The organism is Micromonospora aridisoli (assembly GCF_056150025.1).
The window spans coordinates 19,848-36,010 of the sequence record NZ_JAXCFK010000016.1 but is presented as its reverse complement, the minus strand read 5'-3'; the positions used below and the strand labels follow the sequence as shown (position 1 = coordinate 36,010).

Annotated in this window: 16 protein-coding genes; 3 read left to right on the top strand and 13 right to left on the bottom strand. The window is 72.6% G+C overall.

Going from position 1 to position 16,163, the window contains the following annotated elements; all coding sequences use genetic code 11:
- Window positions 1-17: 17 nt before the first annotated feature.
- Complete coding sequence (gene pepN, locus SM447_RS26345; RefSeq protein WP_474575564.1) at window positions 18-2,531, bottom strand: aminopeptidase N; 2,514 nt, start codon at window positions 2,529-2,531, stop codon at window positions 18-20.
- Window positions 2,532-2,598: 67 nt separating this feature from the next.
- Between pepN and SM447_RS26340 the strand changes: the two genes are divergently transcribed.
- On the top strand, window positions 2,599-2,817 hold the full coding sequence (locus SM447_RS26340) for a DUF397 domain-containing protein (RefSeq protein ID WP_093407559.1): 219 nt from the start codon (window positions 2,599-2,601) through the stop codon (window positions 2,815-2,817).
- 5 nt (window positions 2,818-2,822) lie between these two features.
- Here the strand turns inward: SM447_RS26340 and SM447_RS26335 are convergent, their stop codons facing one another.
- Window positions 2,823-3,218, bottom strand: coding sequence for a hypothetical protein (locus SM447_RS26335; protein ID WP_474575563.1), 396 nt, complete (start codon window positions 3,216-3,218; stop codon window positions 2,823-2,825).
- A 270-nt stretch (window positions 3,219-3,488) separates the two neighbouring features.
- Here SM447_RS26335 and SM447_RS26330 point away from each other — a divergent pair, with 270 nt between their 5' ends.
- Window positions 3,489-4,736, top strand: a complete 1,248-nt coding sequence (locus SM447_RS26330) for a cytochrome P450 (protein ID WP_474575562.1) — start codon at window positions 3,489-3,491, stop codon at window positions 4,734-4,736.
- Between the two features lie 61 nt (window positions 4,737-4,797).
- Here the strand turns inward: SM447_RS26330 and SM447_RS26325 are convergent, their stop codons facing one another.
- The 5 genes from SM447_RS26325 to SM447_RS26305 form a co-directional block, all read right to left on the bottom strand.
- The gene (locus SM447_RS26325; protein WP_474575561.1) at window positions 4,798-5,970 is read right to left on the bottom strand and encodes a zinc-dependent alcohol dehydrogenase; all 1,173 of its coding nucleotides are present in this window, start codon (window positions 5,968-5,970) and stop codon (window positions 4,798-4,800) included.
- The gene (locus SM447_RS26320) at window positions 5,967-6,602 is read right to left on the bottom strand and encodes an SRPBCC family protein (protein ID WP_474575560.1); all 636 of its coding nucleotides are present in this window, start codon (window positions 6,600-6,602) and stop codon (window positions 5,967-5,969) included. The genes SM447_RS26325 and SM447_RS26320 overlap by 4 nt, the downstream gene beginning before the upstream one ends.
- A gap of 182 nt (window positions 6,603-6,784) precedes the next feature.
- Window positions 6,785-7,435: a DUF3618 domain-containing protein gene (locus SM447_RS26315; protein ID WP_474575559.1), complete on the bottom strand. Its 651-nt coding sequence runs from the start codon at window positions 7,433-7,435 to the stop codon at window positions 6,785-6,787.
- Entirely contained in the window at window positions 7,432-7,884 is a 453-nt protein-coding gene (locus tag SM447_RS26310) for a phage holin family protein (protein ID WP_474575558.1), read from the bottom strand. The genes SM447_RS26315 and SM447_RS26310 overlap by 4 nt, the downstream gene beginning before the upstream one ends.
- A 31-nt stretch (window positions 7,885-7,915) precedes the next feature.
- A complete protein-coding gene (locus SM447_RS26305; RefSeq protein WP_474575557.1) occupies window positions 7,916-8,683 on the bottom strand; it encodes a hypothetical protein in 768 nt (255 codons plus the stop codon).
- Between the two features lie 219 nt (window positions 8,684-8,902).
- On the opposite strand from SM447_RS26305, the gene SM447_RS26300 reads away from it, so the two are divergent.
- A complete protein-coding gene (locus tag SM447_RS26300) occupies window positions 8,903-9,382 on the top strand; it encodes a DUF4383 domain-containing protein (protein WP_474575556.1) in 480 nt (159 codons plus the stop codon).
- A 6-nt stretch (window positions 9,383-9,388) separates the two neighbouring features.
- Here the strand turns inward: SM447_RS26300 and SM447_RS26295 are convergent, their stop codons facing one another.
- From SM447_RS26295 to SM447_RS26270, 6 genes are all read right to left on the bottom strand, one after another.
- Window positions 9,389-9,838 carry a GNAT family N-acetyltransferase gene (locus tag SM447_RS26295; protein ID WP_474575555.1) on the bottom strand — a complete coding sequence of 150 codons (450 nt, stop codon included), beginning with the start codon at window positions 9,836-9,838 and terminating at the stop codon, window positions 9,389-9,391.
- 70 nt (window positions 9,839-9,908) lie between these two features.
- Entirely contained in the window at window positions 9,909-11,360 is a 1,452-nt protein-coding gene (obgE, locus tag SM447_RS26290) for a GTPase ObgE (protein WP_474575554.1), read from the bottom strand.
- 94 nt (window positions 11,361-11,454) lie between these two features.
- Window positions 11,455-11,709 carry a 50S ribosomal protein L27 gene (gene rpmA, locus SM447_RS26285; RefSeq protein WP_341717210.1) on the bottom strand — a complete coding sequence of 85 codons (255 nt, stop codon included), beginning with the start codon at window positions 11,707-11,709 and terminating at the stop codon, window positions 11,455-11,457.
- A gap of 11 nt (window positions 11,710-11,720) precedes the next feature.
- Entirely contained in the window at window positions 11,721-12,035 is a 315-nt protein-coding gene (rplU, locus tag SM447_RS26280; protein ID WP_131304423.1) for a 50S ribosomal protein L21, read from the bottom strand.
- A 166-nt stretch (window positions 12,036-12,201) separates the two neighbouring features.
- Window positions 12,202-12,720 (bottom strand): hypothetical protein, encoded by a 519-nt coding sequence (locus SM447_RS26275; RefSeq protein ID WP_474575553.1) that lies wholly within the window; start codon window positions 12,718-12,720, stop codon window positions 12,202-12,204.
- Window positions 12,721-12,901: 181 nt separating this feature from the next.
- Window positions 12,902-16,036: an Rne/Rng family ribonuclease gene (locus SM447_RS26270; RefSeq protein WP_474575552.1), complete on the bottom strand. Its 3,135-nt coding sequence runs from the start codon at window positions 16,034-16,036 to the stop codon at window positions 12,902-12,904.
- Window positions 16,037-16,163: the final 127 nt, after the last annotated feature.

Here is a 16,163-nt window from a genome sequence, read left to right as displayed (position 1 = left end):
CGGACCGGCCACCCGCGTCAGGCGCTCGCGGCGGCCACCGCCGTGCGCGCCACCAGCGCCCGGCGCAGGTCGTCGTCGGCGTCGGTGACCACCCGACGCAGCCCCGGCGTGAGGTCGTCGCGGGCCAGCAGCGCCGCGGCCGCCTCCCGGGTCTGCTGGGACACGGCGTGGCGGGGGAAGGCCAGCTTGGCGACCTCGTCGGCCACCCAGGGCGTACGCAGCCGCGCGGCGGCCGGCATGTCGGCGAAGTAGCTGGCCACGTACTCGCTGGTCAGCTCCGCCTGTTCGGGCTGCCAGAAGCCCTCTGCCGTCGCCTCGATCAGCCGGTTCGACAACTCCGTGTTCGCCACGATGATCTCCCACGCGGCCTGCTTGTCAGCCGGCTCCGGCAGGGCGGCCCGGCACCGGGCGGCCCGCTCGGCACCGGTGGCGCTCGGGTCGGCGGCCAGTTCCGCCTCGATCTCGGCCGCTCCGGCCGCCCCGAGCACCACCAACCGGCCGAGCACCGCCCACCGCAGTTCGGCGTCCACGGCCAACCCGGCAGGTACGGCCCGACCGGCGAGCCACCCGGAGAGCAACTCGGCGTCGGTGCTCGCCGCGATCAGCCCGCGTGCGGCGGCCAGCTGCAACGACTCCCCCGGTACGGCGCCGTCGAGCAGCCGCCGGCAGGACTCGGCGACCCGGGCCAGGGCGGACCGCCGGGCCAACGGGTCGAGGTAACGGTCGATCAGCGCACGGCTCATCGACAGCACGTCCTCGACGATGATCACTTCCGACTCGGCGGGCAGCGCCGCGACGATCAGGTCGACCAGCCCGGTGACCGGTCGTTCCCCGTCGGTCGCCGCGTCCAACGCCTCACCCCATAGCAGGGCACGGGCCAGCGGGTCGGCAAGGCGGGGCAGCAGCAAGGGCACCGCGTCGGCCGAGGCGGCGTCGAGGCGGATCTTGGCAAAGGTCAGGTCGCCGTCGTTGGGCAGCAGGACCGCGGCCGCCGGCTCGCCGACCAGGGCGTCGAGCCGGGTACGACCGTTGTCGGTCTTCGGATCGAGGTCGACCTCGCAGCGCTCGGCGGTGCCGTCCACGGCGTACCGGCCCACGCCGATGCGGTGCGGACGCAGCACCGGGTACGTCGGCGGCGCGGTCTGAGCGATCACCACCTCGCCGTATCGACCGTCGGCGTCCACCGCCACCTCGGCCCGCAGCGTGTTGACCTGCGCGGTGCGCAGCCAGGATTCCGCCCAGTCGGTCAACTCCCGGCCGCTGCTGGCGGCCAGGCTGTCGAGGAGGTCGGCAAGGGTCGCGTTGCCGAAGCGGTGCCGGGCGAAGTGGTCGTTGAGACCGGCCAGGAACGCCTCGTCGCCGAGCCACGCCACCAACTGTCGCAGGACGCTGGCCCCCTTGGCGTACGAGATGCCGTCGAAGTTGAGCAGCCCCTCGGCGGCGTCGGCCACCCGCTCGGGCGCCACCGGATGGGTGGAGGGACGCTGGTCGGCGGCGTAGCCCCACGCCTTGCGGCGCAGCGCGAACGTCGTCCACGCCCGGTCGAACCGGGTCGCCTCGGCGGTGACCCGGGTGCCCAGGTACTCCGCGAACGACTCGTTCAGCCACAGGTCGTCCCACCAGCGCATGGTGACCAGGTCACCGAACCACATGTGGGCCATCTCGTGGGCGATGGTGGTGGCGCGCAGCTCGCGCTGGCTGTCCGTGACCGCCGACCGGAAGACGTAGTCGTCGCGGAGGGTCACCAGACCCGGATTCTCCATCGCGCCGGCGTTGAACTCGGGCACGAACGCCTGGTCGTACTTGCCGAACGGGTAGCGCTCGTCGAACAGCTGGTGGAATCGGTCGAGGCACTCCTTGGTGACCGTGAAGATCTCCGCCGCGTCGGTGTTCAGATGTTCGGCGAGTGAGCGCCGGCAGTACACCCCCAGCGGGATCCCGTCGTGGGTGTCCCGGAGCACGTGCCACGGGCCGGCGATCAGCGTGAAGAAGTACATCGCGATCGGCAGGGTGGGGGCGAACTCCCAGCGGCCCGGCCCCGGACTGCTCGCCAGCTCCGCGTTGGCCGCCACCGTCCAGTGCTCCGGCGCGGTCACCGACAGCGTCACCGGCGCCTTCAGGTCGGGCTGGTCGAAGGCGGCGAAGACCCGCTGCACGTCGTCCAGGAACGACATCACGTAGAGGTAGGTCTCGCCGTCGGCCGGGTCGACGAAGCGGTGCATCCCCTCGCCCGTGTTCGTGTACGCCATCTCGGCCTCGACGGTCAGCGTGTTCTGCGCCGCCAACCCGCTCAGCGGCAGCCGGTTGTCGTCCAGCGTGGCGGGGTCGAGATCGGTGTCGTTGAGGCGTACGGCGAGCAGTTTCGCCGGCTTGACCTCGGCGAAGGTCTCGGTGCCGGTGGCCCGGAACCGGATCGTGACGTGTGAGCGGAACCGCTCAGCGTCCCCGCTCAGGTCGAGGTCCACGTGGTAGGACTCGACGGTGATCGACGCGCCACGCGCGGTCGCCTCTGCACGGCTCAGGCTCGGCATCCGCTTATCCTGCCCGATGAGGGAACGAACCGGCTTCCCCATTTCCCCTGGTACTGGAGGACGGGACATGACAGCGCACCCCAAGGGTGACTTCGACCTCTCCCGGGCGGTCTGGCAGCGGGCCGAGGGCGACACCTCGGAGGCCGCGGTGGAGGTCGCCTTCGTCGACGATCTCATCGGCATGCGCAACTCCGCCGAACCGGACGGCCCGGTGCTGGTGTTCACCCAGGCCGAGTGGGACGCCTTCGTCGCGGGCGCCCAGGACGGTGAGTTCGACCTGGACTGAACGCGTCAGTGCGGCGTCCAGGAACGATCGCCGTCGCCCCAGCCGAGGCCACCGGGGCCGGGCGCGTGATGGAAACCGGCGTGGCCGGCGACATCGACACAGCGCTCGCCGTCCGGCCCGAGCGCTCCGCAGAACAGCCGCTCCGCACGCTGCCAGGCGTCCGCCGGTGACAGCGCGGAGGCACCGATCGCCAGCTCGGGTCGGAGCACGCTCAACGCCTCGGCGTACCCGACCGCCGCCTCACGGGCGGCGAGGAGATCGGCGGCGGTGAAGCCGAGATGCACGGTGAAGTGACGGTCTGGCCGGGACGGTCGGCGCGGCGGTGCCACCAGCGGCGGCCCCTCCCCGCCGGCCGCCCCGGTCGGCCACCGCCGCCAGTACCCCGCACGGTTGTCCCGCATGTTTCCTCCCCGTGGCACGCCGAGCCGCCTGACCGGCGGCGCGCCGAACGACCGGTCGGAAACGGGGTGGAGGACCTCCCCGACCGGGCGCCCGGCGACGTCGCCAGGTCCAGCCAACCAGGCTTGCCCGGTCCTGGGAGGGGCCAGCAACCGACAAACCCGACCGGCCGACCGTGGACGGGGGGTTCAGCGGCCGTGACCTGGGTAGACGCAGCGCGCGACGGACGAACGGCCGGTCGGCGACGGCCGTGCCTGGCAGCGGGGGGCCCGATGGCGACCATTCCGACGGACCGCAGTCCGGACAGCACCCTGGCCTTCCTGCGGGCCGGTTACCGGTTCATCGGGCAGCGGTGCGATCGGTACGGCACCGACATCTTCCAGACCCGGATGCTGCTGGAACCGACGATCTGCCTGCGCGGGCGCGCCGCCGCCGAGCTCTTCTACGACGTCGACCGGTTGGTACGTGCGGGTGCCATGCCGGCGCGCGGTCAGCGGACGTTGACCGGCCGGGGCGGCGTCCAGGGCCTCGACGGCGACGCCCACCACGTCCGCAAGGCCATGTTCATGTCGCTGATGACCCCGACCGCGGTTCGACGGCTCGGGCAGCTCTTCGCCGACGAGTGGCGGGCCCGGCTGCCGGCCTGGGAACTGGCCCCGACGGTGACCCTGCACACCGAGGTCGCATCGATGCTGACCCGGGCGGTCAGCGCCTGGGCGGGGGTGCCGGTGACCGAGGGCGAGTTGGACCGGCGCACCGCCGACCTACAGGCGATGATCGACAGCGCCGCGGCGGTCGGTCCCCGGCACTGGCGTGGCCGGCTGGGCCGTCGGCGCGCCGAGTACTGGGCCGGCGACCTCGTCGAGCGGGTACGCGACGGGTCGCTGCCCGCACCCGAGGGCACCGCGCTGCGCGTGATCGCCGAGCACCAGGACGGCGACGGTCACCGGCTTCCCCGCCGGGTGGCCGCGGTGGAGCTGCTCAACGTGCTCCGCCCGACCGTCGCGGTGGCCCGGTTCGTGGTCTTCGCCGCGCTGGCCCTGCACGACCATCCCGCCTGGCGGCAGCGGGTACGCGACGACGACGCCGGCACCGAGCAGTTCGTGCAGGAGGTACGGCGCTACTACCCGTTCTTCCCGGTGGCCGCCGCCCGGACCCGACGAGCCTTCGACTGGCAGGGCTACCGCTTCCCGCAGGGCCGCCGCGTCCTGCTGGATCTCTACGGCACCGACCATCACCCCGCGCTGTGGCCGGAGCCGGAGCGGTTCCGCCCCGAACGCTTCGCCGGCTGGCGGGGCGACCCGTTCGCACTGGTGCCGCAGGGCGGTGGGGGTCATCTCACCGGACACCGCTGCGCCGGAGAGTGGATCACGATCGAGCTGATGAAGCGGGCGGTCACCCTGCTGACCGAGGCCATCCGCTACGACGTACCGCCGCAGGATCTCGCCGTGGACCTGAGCCGGATGCCGGCACTGCCGGGCAGCGGCTTCGTGGTCACCGCCGTGCGGCGCACCGGCTGAGCCCACCGCCGGTGCGCCCGAGGCCGTCGCCGCCGGAGTCACCGGCGGCGACGGCGGGGGCTCAGGCCGGATGCAACACCGTACGCAGGCAGCCGTCCTGCTTCTTCTCGAACATCTCGTAGCCCCGCGCGCCCTGCTCCAGCGGCAGGGGGTGGGTGGCCAGGTAACCCGGGTCGATCTCCCCGGCGGCGAGCCGGTCGAGCAACATCGGGATGTAACGCTGCGCGTGCATCTGCCCCATCCGCAGCACCAGGGCCTTGTTCATCGCCGCGCCCAGCGGGAACTTGTCCACCAGCCCGGCGTAGACCCCGACGATGCTGACCGTGCCGCCCTTGCGCGCCGCCATGATGGCCTGCCGGACGGAGGTCGGCCGGTCGGTCTGCAACCGGGCGCCCTGCTTCGCCCTGTCGTAGGCGTAGGCCGGCCCGACGTCGTGCGCCTCCATGCCGACCGCGTCGATGCAGGCGTCCGGTCCGCGACCGGAGGTCATCTCGCGCAACGCCTCCAGCACGTCGGTCTCGGCGTAGTTGACCGTCTCGACGCCGAGCCGGTCGGCGGCGGTGGCCAGCCGCTCGGGCAGCCGGTCGACCATGATGACGCGCTCGGCACCGAGGAGTTGAGCGGCCCGGGCGGCCATCTGGCCGACTCCCCCGGCCCCCCACACCGCGACCACCTCACCGCCGGTGAGGTTGCAGAAGTCGGCCGCCATCCAACCGGTCGGCATGGCGTCCGAGGCGAAGACCACCGCGTCGTCGGACACCCCGTCCGGCACCTTGAACGCACCGATGTCGCCGAACGGCACCCGTACGTACTCGGCGTGGCTACCGGAGTAGCCCCCGGCGGCGTGCGAGTAGCCGAGGATGCCGGCCGGCGAGTGCCCCCACAGCTTCTCCGCGAAGACCGGCTGTGGGTTGGAGTTGTCGCACAGCGAGTACTGCTCGGTTCGGCAGTACCAGCAGCCGCCGCAGGCCACCACCGAGCCCACCACCACCCGGTCGCCGACGGCCAGTCGACGCACCCCGGGCCCGACCTCGACCACCTCGCCCATGAACTCGTGACCCAGGACGTCGCCCTCCCGCATCGCGGGGATGAAGCCGTTGATCAGATGCAGGTCCGAGCCGCAGACGCTGCTGGCCCGGACCCGGACGATGATGTCGCCGTCGGCGCGTACCCGCGGCTCCGGCACGTCGCGAACCTTCAGCTTGCCGACGCCCTCCCAGCACAGCGCCCTCACGCCCGTCCTCCCGTCGTCAGCCGCTCCCGGACCTCGTCCGTGGTCCGCTCCTGCAACCGGCTCCGCCCGGACGGGTCCCGCCGGGTCTCGATGACCTGACCGCACTCGATCAGGGACTTGACCCGGCGGAGCGTGTCGCGCAGCCGCAGGTCAGGCTCGTCACCGCCGGCCAGGCCCAAGGCGCGGCGTACCGGGCCGGAGCGGTACCGCAGCTCCGCTCGGATCTCCGTGCCCCGGCCCTGTGGTGCGGGCACCAGTTCCACCGTGCCCTGCTGCTCCGGGCCCTCGATCACCGACCACCGCAACCGACCCGGGCCGGTCACGGTGATCTCGGCCCGCCACTCGGTGCCCCCGCTGTCGGGATCACGCGACACGCACCGCCACCGATCGCCGTCGATCTGCTCCAGGGTCGCCCATTCGGCCAGGGCGCGGTCGGGTCGCTCCCGCTCGGTCCAGAAGCCGATCACCGCCTCGACCGGCCGGTCGACCGTCACTCCCCGCCGCACCACGTACCAGCCGTCCTCCTGGTGGGGCTGGTGCCGGCGCCGCCGCCGGCGCACCGCCCGGCCGACGCCGACCGCCGTCACGGTCACGGCGCCCAGCAGGGCCCATCTCGTTCCGTTGCTGCTCATCACGCCTCCTCCACCCGGGCGGCCGGTGCCCGGCCGCCCACAGGAAGCGCTACCCGGCGCGAGTGCCTCGAAACGGAGCAGAGGGCAAGGGCTCCTCCGGTCGGGTTGTCCCGAGGAGGAGCCCTTGCCGCGGTCACACCGGCGTCGTGCGACGACCTACCGCCGCGAGTGGCGGCCGGGTGTCAGGACCGCACCTGGTCCCGGGAGTGTCGCGCCTGCTCCTTCACGTCGTGGGCGGCGGACCGCGTGTCGTCGGTCACCGCCTGCGCGGCGTCCTGCGCCGTGGCCTTCACCGACTCGGCGGCCTGCTGCGCCGGTTCGCGCAGCTCCTCCTTCATCTCGCTCGCCACCTGGCCCAGCTTCTCGGTCACCACCGAGCCGTGCTCGGCGGCCTTCTCCCGTGTCTGGGTGGCCAACTGCTGCTCGCGCCGGGTCGCCGGAATGAGTGAGGAGACGAGCATGCCGACGCCGAACGCGATGAGGCCGGCGGCCAGCGGGTTCCCCTCGGACTTCTGCCGGATGACCTGCGGGGCGCGGTGGGCCGCGTCGCCGACGGTCGAGGCGGCCGAGTGCGCGGCGTCGCCGACCGCGGACGCCGCTGCCGCGGCGCGGTCACCGGCCGAGTGGGCACCCTGGCTGGTCTGGTGGCCGAGGTCGGATGCGGTTCCCATTACCGTGTCCCTCACATTCTGCAGCGCGGTGCGTACCCGCTGCTTACGGTCGTCGACGATGCGGCCCGGGCTGACCTTGTACGCCAAGGCGTCCACGTCGGAGCTCAGGTTGTTGCGGGTGGCTTCGATCTCCCGGCGGATCTGATCGGGATCGGTGCTCATCGGGTCACTCCATCCGGGTGTGGCTTGAGCGCGTCGGGGATGCGCTGCACGCTGTCGTTGGTCTGCTTCAATCCGCGGATGCGCTCCGCGTTCCTGCGGCCCATCGTGTAAAGGAGCGCCGCGATCGCCGCCCAGAGGACGGCCACGATCAGTCCGGCCCAGCCGGCGTCCATCACGTTGGACAGCCCGGCCCAGAGCGCCAGTGAGAGGAACAGGGCGACCATGTACGCGCCGAACCCGGCGCCACCGAAAAGCCCGGCGGCCTTGCCCGCCTTCTTCCCCTCCTGGCGGATCTCGGCCTTGGCCAGCTCCACCTCCTGCCGCATCAGCGTCGACAGATCGCTGGTGACCTGGCGCATCAGTTCGCCGATGGAGCTACCCCGGACCTCCTCCGCGGAGGGCGGGTGGTACCCGGCGTGCGTTCCGGAACTCTGCGTCGGCGTGGTCATGCCGTCGCCTCCCTTCGGATGGCTCGGGCCCTCACGGCCGGGTGGTCCCGGTCGACGGCACGCCGGGCAGCGGGTCGGTCTGGCTCACCGGAGGCAGCGGGGTGCCCGTGCCGGTGTAGCCCTCGTCGACGGACCGGAGGTCGGCGGGCCGCGTACGCGGGTCGAGGTCGCCGGCGGCTGCCGTTCCCGCCGATCCGACGGGCGTCACGGGCGGCGGCGCCTGCGTCGGCAGGGCCACCGTCCGCTCGGGGTCGCCGTACGGGTCACCGGTCGAGGCGTTGGCGGCGCGGTCGTCGCCGTTCGCGGAGAGGTTGCGGGTCAGCCGGCCGGCCACCACGCCGAGCAGGGCCGCTCCGACCAGGAACGTCCCGGGGTTGCGGCGGGCGTAGTCGCGTACCTCGGTGAGCAGGTCGCCAGGCTGGCGCTGCTCCAGCCAGCCGGCCACGCCGTGCACGCGGTCGGAGGCCTGGCGGGCGAGCTCACTGACCGGACCGGCCTGGCCACCGTTGTCGGCCATCGACCGCATCTCGTCGGCCAGCGACCGGAGGCCACCTGCGGCGCGCCGCTGCTGCTCACCGGCCTGGCCGGCCAGTTGTGTACGGGCCTCGCCGTACAGGTCGCGGGCCTGACGGGCGGCCTCCCGGCCAACCTCCCGGCCCTGCTCGCGGGCGGTCTCGGCCACCGCGCCTCCGGCGTGCGCGGCCTCGGAGCCCACCTGCCGGGCCTGTTCACGCACGCCGCTGCCATTGCTCGAATCGCTTCCGTAGGTCGCGGGGGTGGATGACAGATCGTAGGTCATGATGTCCCTTCCGCTGCGCGGATCGTCGGGGGTCTTCGGGGTGCGGCGATGTGCCGCCGCCGAATCCCTACCCTCCGTTTCCGCTCCCATGCGCGATTGCGGGTTTGTCTGCGGAGGGGTTCAAGCGGCAGGAGAATGAAGAACTGGCAGGTCGGGGCCACCTCACGCACCGTGGTGGCCTTGCGTCGAGGGCGTTATCCGCGCAGGGAGGTGGGATCGATGGCCCGTCGGTCAGTCGGCCGCCAGGTGGGACGCACCGCCGTCCAACTCGCCGCTCTGGTCGTGGCGGTGGTCTTCCTGGTGCTCGGGGTGCTCGGGTTCGTGCCCGGCATCACCACGGACTACGGCGACATGGCATTCGCCGGACACCACTCGGAGGCCCGGCTCCTCGGCGTGTTCCAGGTCTCTGTCCTGCACAACCTGCTGCATCTCGGCTTCGGCGTGGCCGGCCTGGCGCTGGCCCGAAGCGTCGGCGGGGCCCGTCTCTTCCTGGTCGGCGGGGGCGTGCTCTACCTCGGGTTGTGGATCTACGGTCTGGCCGTCAACGAACAGAGCGCGGCGAACTTCATCCCGCTCAACGACGCGGACAACTGGCTGCACCTGGGGCTCGGCTTCGGCATGATCCTGCTCGGGCTGCTCCTGTCGCGCCGGGCCGGTGGCAGCGGGGGCCGGCTCGACCAGCCCTTCGACCGCCCCTGATCCGCCTCAGGCCGGTACCGGCAGGCGTTTTGCGAGGCACGTCCGGTGCGGCCCGTCGGCCTGCCCACCATCACCCGGGATCGGCTCGTACCCGCAGGCCCGGAACAACGCCACCGCCACCGGCGGATACGGGCCGGTCTCCACCCGCACCACGGAATGCCCCCGCCGGTACGCCAGTTCCTCGAGCGCGGCGACGAGTTGGCGGGCGATGCCGCGCCGCCGGTAGGCGGGACGGACGTACAGCCGCTCCAGCTCGCCGGTGTCGCCGTCCCGCGCCCGGATCCCGCCGCAGGCCACCGCCCGACCGGCGAGCACCGCCGTCAACCAGCAGACGTCACTGTGCGTGCCGATGTCCCGCCCGGCGGCCCCGTCGACGATCTCACGCAGTTCGCGCTGCCCGGCCGTGACCAGTGCGGCAACCTCCGGATCCGCCAGGGGGCGGGACTCGATCAGCATCACCCAACGCTAGGGCGACGAAATTTCGCGAAGGTTTCCAGCAGGCGTCCCCATTTCGGAGCGCATCGAGCTATTCGGCGTCGTCCTCGTCGGCCGGGGCCGGCTCGACCTCGTCGGCGGGGCGCTGCCGGCGGGCCTTCCGGGCCGCCAGTCGTTCGGCCGCACTGGCCCGGGTCGACTGTTCCTCCAGGCGAACGTCACGGCCCCGGGCCCCCGGGACGAACTCGGCGCCGGCGTAGAGGGTCGGCTGCCAGTCGAATTCCCGCTCGCCGATGCGGACCAGGTCACCCGGCTGCGCGCCCGCCTTGGCCAGCTGATCCTCCACACCGAGGCGAGCCAGTCGGTCGGCGAGATAGCCCACCGCCTCGTCGTTGTCGAAGTTCGTCTGGCGTACCCAGCGCTCCGGGCGGACACCACGCACGGTGTACGAGCCGTCGTCCTCGGCCTCGATGGTGAATCCGGCGTCGTCGACCGCCTTCGGGCGGATCACGACGCGCGTCGGCTCGGCCGGCGGCGCCGCCCGTCGTGCCTGTTCCACCAGCTCGGCCATCGCGTAGGTGAGCTCCTTGAGCCCTTCCCGAGTGGCTGCGGAGACCTCGAAGACCCGCAGGCCACGCGCCTGGAGGTCGGGCCGGACGATGTCGGCGAGGTCCCGGCCGTCCGGCACGTCGACCTTGTTCAGCGCGACCAGTCGGGGCCGGTCGGCCAGCCCACCGTACGCCGACAGCTCCGCCTCGATGGTGTCGATGTCGGCCAACGGGTCCCGGCCCGGCTCCAGGGTCGCGGTGTCGATGACATGCACCAGCACGGCACAGCGCTCCACGTGCCGGAGGAACTCCAACCCCAGCCCCTTGCCCGTGGCCGCGCCCGGAATCAGCCCGGGTACGTCGGCGACGGTGAAGGTGTGGTTGTCGACCCGCACGACGCCGAGGTTCGGCACCAGCGTGGTGAACGGGTAGTCGGCGATCTTGGGCTTCGCGGCCGAGATCACCGAGATCAGCGACGACTTGCCGGCCGACGGAAAGCCCACCAGGCCCACGTCGGCGACGCTCTTCAGCTCCAGCACGACGTCGAGCTGCTCGCCCGGTTCCCCTAGCTCGGCGAAGCCGGGCGCCTTCCGGCGCGCGTTGGCCAGCGAGGCGTTGCCCCGGCCACCGCGCCCGCCACGGGCCACCTCGAAGGTGGTGCCGGCGCCGACCATGTCGGCCAGTACGGTGCCGTCCTGGGTCTGCACGACCGTCCCGTCGGGCACCTTGAGCACCAGATCGGCGCCGTTGGCGCCGTCCCGGTTCGACCCCGCGCCGCCGCGCCCGTTCTGCGCTTTGACGTGCGGCCGGAAGTGGAAGTCGAGCAGGGTGGTCACCTGCGGATCGACCACCAGGGAGACGCTGCCGCCGTGCCCGCCGTTGCCACCGTCGGGACCGCCGAACGGCTTGAACTTCTCCCGGTGGATCGAGACACAGCCGTGCCCACCATCGCCGGCCTGCAGATGCAGGACGACCCGGTCAACGAACGTCGCCACGGACGTCAATCCTTCCAGCGAGGTGGAGCCCTCGCACGAGAAAAGGCGAAGCGGGCCGGGACATCAGGTCCACGGCCCGCTTCGCCGATGAGAGCTACTGCTGCGGCACGATGCTGACGGTCTTGCGACCGCGCTTGGTGCCGAACTGGACCGAACCGGCGGCCAGCGCGAAGAGCGTGTCGTCGCCACCGCGGCCGACCAGGTCACCGGGGTGGAACTTGGTGCCACGCTGCCGGACGATGATCTCGCCGGCGCTGACGACCTGACCACCGAAGCGCTTCACGCCGAGCCGCTGGGCCGCGGAGTCACGACCGTTACGCGAGCTGGACGCACCCTTTTTGTGAGCCATCTTGAGACGACCTACTTCCCGCTGGAAATGCCGGTCACCTTGACCTGGGTCAGCGGCTGGCGGTGACCCTGGCGCTTGTGGTAGCCGGTCTTGTTCTTGAACTTGTGGATCCGGATCTTCGGGCCCTTGGTGTGCGCGGCGATCTCGCCGGACACCTCGACCTGCGCGAGCTTCGCCGCGTCGGTCACCAGGTCGTCACCGTCGACGAGGAGCACCGCGGCGAGCTTCACCGCGTCGCCGGGGGCACCGGCGAGCTTCTCGACCTCGATCACGTCGCCTTCGGCGACCTTGTACTGCTTGCCGCCGGTCTTGACGATCGCGTACATCGGAGGCGGACTCCCTGTCGTTGAGGCTGCTGACGGTCGTCCCCACGGCGGCTCGCCGGGTAGCAGAGGCACGGCGGCGCGGGCACGCGGGAACTCGGCACACCAAAGTGCGCCGCAGGCTAGCGTACGCCATGGTCGGGCCGAGACCCAAACCGGGCCGGCCGGGTCAGCGGGCGCAGAGCCGGTCGAGGCGCTGCTGCAGCCGGTCGAGTGAGGTTCCCTCGAGCGCCTCGATGTCGGTGCCGAGCCGACCAACCTCGGTCGACAACTCCGTCAACAGCTCCTTGAGTTGCCGGTCGTCGGCGCGTGCCGCCTGCTGGCGAAGCGCCCTCGCCCACTCGGACAGGGCCGCCTCGGCGCGCCTGCCGGCCGCCTCCGCCTTTGCGGTGTCACCCCCGCCGGCCGCCGTGGCCATGGCCGCGAGCTGCTCCACGTACCTCTTACCGGCATCGCCGCTGGCCTGCTGCGCGGCGGCACAGACCGCCGCGGCGTTACCGCCCGCCGCACCGGGGGCGGACGACGCCACCGGCTGCTCCGGGGTGGGCGTCGTCGTCGCGTCGGTGGTGGTCTCGACGCGCGTCGAGGTCGTCGCGGTCGGTTCGTCCACCCCCCGGCGCTCGGCCGAGCAGGCGACGCTGGCGAGCAGCGTCGCGACGGTCACCGCGACGGCGAACGATCGGCGCATCGTCTCCTCCTCCGGCGGCCGCCCATCGCGTGCCGGATCACACGGACACGAGCCCACGCCCCGTGCCGGGCGCGCGGCGACCGCGCATCGACGATACGGGAAGGTCCCGTCCGGCGGGTGTCACCACCGGACGGGACCCATGGAGCCTCGGTCGCCCGTCGTCGGGCGGAACAGCCAGCGGTCAGGGCCGGGTACGGCGGCGTGCGCCCCCGCGACGGGAGCGACGCCGGCCGGTGCCGCCCTCGCCACCGTCCTCCTCGTCGGCGTCACCGAACGCGTCCGGATCGTCCGGGGCGGCCAGGCGTGCCGACTCACCCTGCTGGCTGTCGGCGACGTCCGGCGCGGCCGGGGTGTCCGTCTCGTAACGCGACAGGTCGTAGCCCATGGTGTCGTGGTAGTCGGCGTCGACGGTGCTCGTGGTGTCGGTCTCGGTGACCTCCACCACCGTCCGCTCCGCCGGGGCGCTCTTGCGAGCACGGCGGCGGGACGAACCGTTCGACTGATCGGTCGTCGGGGCACCCGCCGAGGCGACCGCCTTGACCTTCTCCCCGCCGCCGGAGCGTGGCTTCTCCGGCACCGGCTCGGTGTGGATGATCAGGCCCCGGCCCTTGCAGCACTCGCAGGTCTCGCTGAACGCCTCCAGCAGTCCGGCGCCGATCCGCTTCCGGGTCATCTGCACCAGGCCCAGCGAGGTGATCTCGGTGACCTGGTGCTTGGTACGGTCCCGACCCAGGCACTCGGTCAGTCGGCGCAGCACCAGTTCCCGATTCGACTCCAGCACCATGTCGATGAAGTCGATCACCACGATGCCGCCGATGTCGCGCAGCCGCAGCTGCCGGACGATCTCCTCGGCCGCCTCCAGGTTGTTGCGGGTGACCGTCTCCTCCAGGTTGCCCCCGGCACCGGTGTACTTGCCGGTGTTGACGTCGACCACGGTCATCGCCTCGGTCCGGTCGATCACCAGGTGGCCGCCGGAGGGCAGGAAGACCTTGCGGTCGAGCCCCTTGAGGATCTGCTCGTCGATGCGGTACTCGGCGAAGACGTCCGTGGTGCCGACGTGCCGGCGCAACCGCGCGACCAGATCCGGCGACACGTGCGACAGGTACGACTCGACCATGCCGTACGCCTCGTCGCCCTCCATCACCAGCTCGCGGAAGTCCTCGTTGAACAGGTCCCGGACCACCCGGATCACCAGGTCGGGCTCCTGGTAGAGGAGCACCGGCGCACCACCCTCGGCGGCCTTGGCCTGGATGTCCTCCCACTGCGCCTGGAGCCGCTTGACGTCCCGGGCCAGTTCGTCCTCACTGGCACCCTCGGCGGCGGTCCGGACGATCACTCCGGCGCCATCGGGCACGAGCTTCTTCAACACGTCACGCAGTCGCTTGCGCTCGGTGTCCGGAAGCTTGCGGCTGATCCCGGAGGCGTTGCCGCCGGGTACGTAGACCAGATGCCGGCCGGAGAGCGCGATGTGGCTGGTCAACCGGGCACCCTTGTGCCCGATCGGGTCCTTGGTGACCTGGACCAGCACCGAATCACCGGACCTGAGGGCCTGCTCGATCGAGCGGGCCCGCCCCTCCAGGCCGGTGGTGTCCCAGTTGACCTCGCCGGCGTACAGGACGGCGTTGCGGCCCCGGCCGATGTCGACGAACGCCGCCTCCATGCTCGGCAGCACGTTCTGCACCTTGCCGAGGTAGACGTTGCCGGCCATGGTGCCGGCCGAACTCCGGGTGACGTAGTGCTCGACCAGGACGCCGTCCTCCAGCACGGCGATCTGGGTACGGTCGCCGCGCTGGCGTACCGCCATCACCCGGTCGACCGCCTCCCGGCGGGCCAGGAACTCCGACTCGCTGAGGATCGGCGGACGGGTCCGGCGCTGCTCACGGCCGTCCCGACGGCGCTGCCGCTTGGCTTCCAACCGGGTCGAGCCGGAGACACCCTGCACCTCGTCGACCGTCCGGCGCGGCTCCCGGATCTTCACCACGGTGGGCACGCCGTCGTCGGCGGCACCCTCGGTGTCTCCGGCACCTCGGCGACGCCGACGGCGACGCCGACGGGTCATCCCGTCGCCGCCCTCGGCCTCGTCACCCTCCTCGGACTCGGCCTCGTCCGCCTCGGCCTGAACGGCCTCCTCGGCCTCGTTCTCCTCGGACTCCTCGACGTCGTCGGCACCGCCCTTGCCCCGGCCCCGTCCCCGGCGGCCACGACGGCGGCGGCGCCGGCCGCCCGCGGTCTCCTCGTCGTCGTCCTCCTCCTCGGCGGCCTCCTCCGCGACCTCCTCGGCGGGCTCCTCCTCGGCCTCGGCCGCCACCACCGGCTCGCTCTCCCGGCGGCCCCGACGGCGCCGCCGGGGCGGCTCGGCCGGTTCCTCGGCGGTCTCCTCCTCGGCGGCCTGAGCGTCCGCGGCGGCGCGGGCCGCGATCACCTCCTCCGGAGCCATGAAGAGCACCGTCGGTGCGGTGAGCGCGGCCTTACGACGACGGGACCGGCTCTCCGGCGCCGCCGCCTCCGGGCCCGCCGACGCGGCAACTTCCGGCTCGACAGCTTCCTCCGGGGCGGCAGCTTCCTCCGGGTCGGCCCCGCCCTCGGTGGGCAGCGCGGCGGAGCCGAAGTCGGTGCCGGCCGACGGCGGCGCGACCCCACCGTCCACCTCGCTGACGGCGGACTGCTCCGGCTCGACGCTGGTCAGCGGCTCCGCGGCGTCCACGGACGGCTCCGCGGCTGCGGACGGCTCCGCGGCTGCGGGCGTCGACTTCTTGCGACGGGTACGGGTCACCTTGACCGGCGGTACGACGTCGCCTTCGGCGGCCTCCGCCCCGGCCACCGTCAGCGACTCCTCGACGGCCTTCGGCGCGGCGGTGGCCTTGCGACGGCGTCGTGGAGTCTTCGCCGCGGCGTCGAGGTCACCGGAGACCGGGGCGAAGACCTCGGCCTGGGGTGCTTCCCCGCTACCGGTCGTCGCCGCGCCGGACGCCTCCACCGGGGCCTCCGACTGTTCGGGCCGGCTGACCGAGGTGGCCCGGCGGCGGGTCGCCCGTCGCCGGGGAGCCGGCTCGGCGGTGGACGCAGCACCCAGGTCGGCGGTGCCCTCCAGGTCCGCGGTGCCCTCCAGGCCGGCGGCATCCTCCAGATCGGCGACGCCGCTCACGGCGCCGGTGGCCGCCTCAGGTGGCGCAGCGGACGTGCCGCCTTCGGCCGCACCGCGTGGCGGCGGGGATCCCGTCGCCTCGCCGGTCGCGTCGGCGGTGCGGTTCTCGGCGGCCTCGTCGGCCGGGTTGACACCGGTCCGTTCGCCGCCCTCGGGCCCGTTCTCGAGCATGGACGTTCTCCAGTTCTGGCTTCCCCGGGCGCGGGTGAGCGCTGCCACGCAGGGTTGCCGCAAAAGGTGTTTCCCCGGGCGCACGGGGTGCGCGACCGGCGAAGTCTGCCTGCCTGGACGCCGACCG

Excerpts from the sequence above, each read along its gene's own strand:
- SM447_RS26335 (WP_474575563.1), bottom strand. The coding sequence starts at position 3,218 with ATGCGGGACAACCGTGCGGGGTACTGGCGGCGGTGGCCGACCGGGGCG.
- SM447_RS26320 (WP_474575560.1), bottom strand. The coding sequence starts at position 6,602 with ATGAGCAGCAACGGAACGAGATGGGCCCTGCTGGGCGCCGTGACCGTG.
- SM447_RS26330 (WP_474575562.1), top strand. The coding sequence starts at position 3,489 with ATGGCGACCATTCCGACGGACCGCAGTCCGGACAGCACCCTGGCCTTC.
- SM447_RS26310 (WP_474575558.1), bottom strand. The coding sequence starts at position 7,884 with ATGACCACGCCGACGCAGAGTTCCGGAACGCACGCCGGGTACCACCCG.
- SM447_RS26275 (WP_474575553.1), bottom strand. The coding sequence starts at position 12,720 with ATGCGCCGATCGTTCGCCGTCGCGGTGACCGTCGCGACGCTGCTCGCC.
- rpmA (WP_341717210.1), bottom strand. The coding sequence starts at position 11,709 with ATGGCTCACAAAAAGGGTGCGTCCAGCTCGCGTAACGGTCGTGACTCC.
- SM447_RS26315 (WP_474575559.1), bottom strand. The coding sequence starts at position 7,435 with ATGAGCACCGATCCCGATCAGATCCGCCGGGAGATCGAAGCCACCCGC.
- rplU (WP_131304423.1), bottom strand. The coding sequence starts at position 12,035 with ATGTACGCGATCGTCAAGACCGGCGGCAAGCAGTACAAGGTCGCCGAA.
- SM447_RS26270 (WP_474575552.1), bottom strand. The coding sequence starts at position 16,036 with ATGCTCGAGAACGGGCCCGAGGGCGGCGAACGGACCGGTGTCAACCCG.
- SM447_RS26305 (WP_474575557.1), bottom strand. The coding sequence starts at position 8,683 with ATGACCTACGATCTGTCATCCACCCCCGCGACCTACGGAAGCGATTCG.
- SM447_RS26340 (WP_093407559.1), top strand. The coding sequence starts at position 2,599 with ATGACAGCGCACCCCAAGGGTGACTTCGACCTCTCCCGGGCGGTCTGG.
- SM447_RS26300 (WP_474575556.1), top strand. The coding sequence starts at position 8,903 with ATGGCCCGTCGGTCAGTCGGCCGCCAGGTGGGACGCACCGCCGTCCAA.
- pepN (WP_474575564.1), bottom strand. The coding sequence starts at position 2,531 with ATGCCGAGCCTGAGCCGTGCAGAGGCGACCGCGCGTGGCGCGTCGATC.
- SM447_RS26295 (WP_474575555.1), bottom strand. The coding sequence starts at position 9,838 with ATGCTGATCGAGTCCCGCCCCCTGGCGGATCCGGAGGTTGCCGCACTG.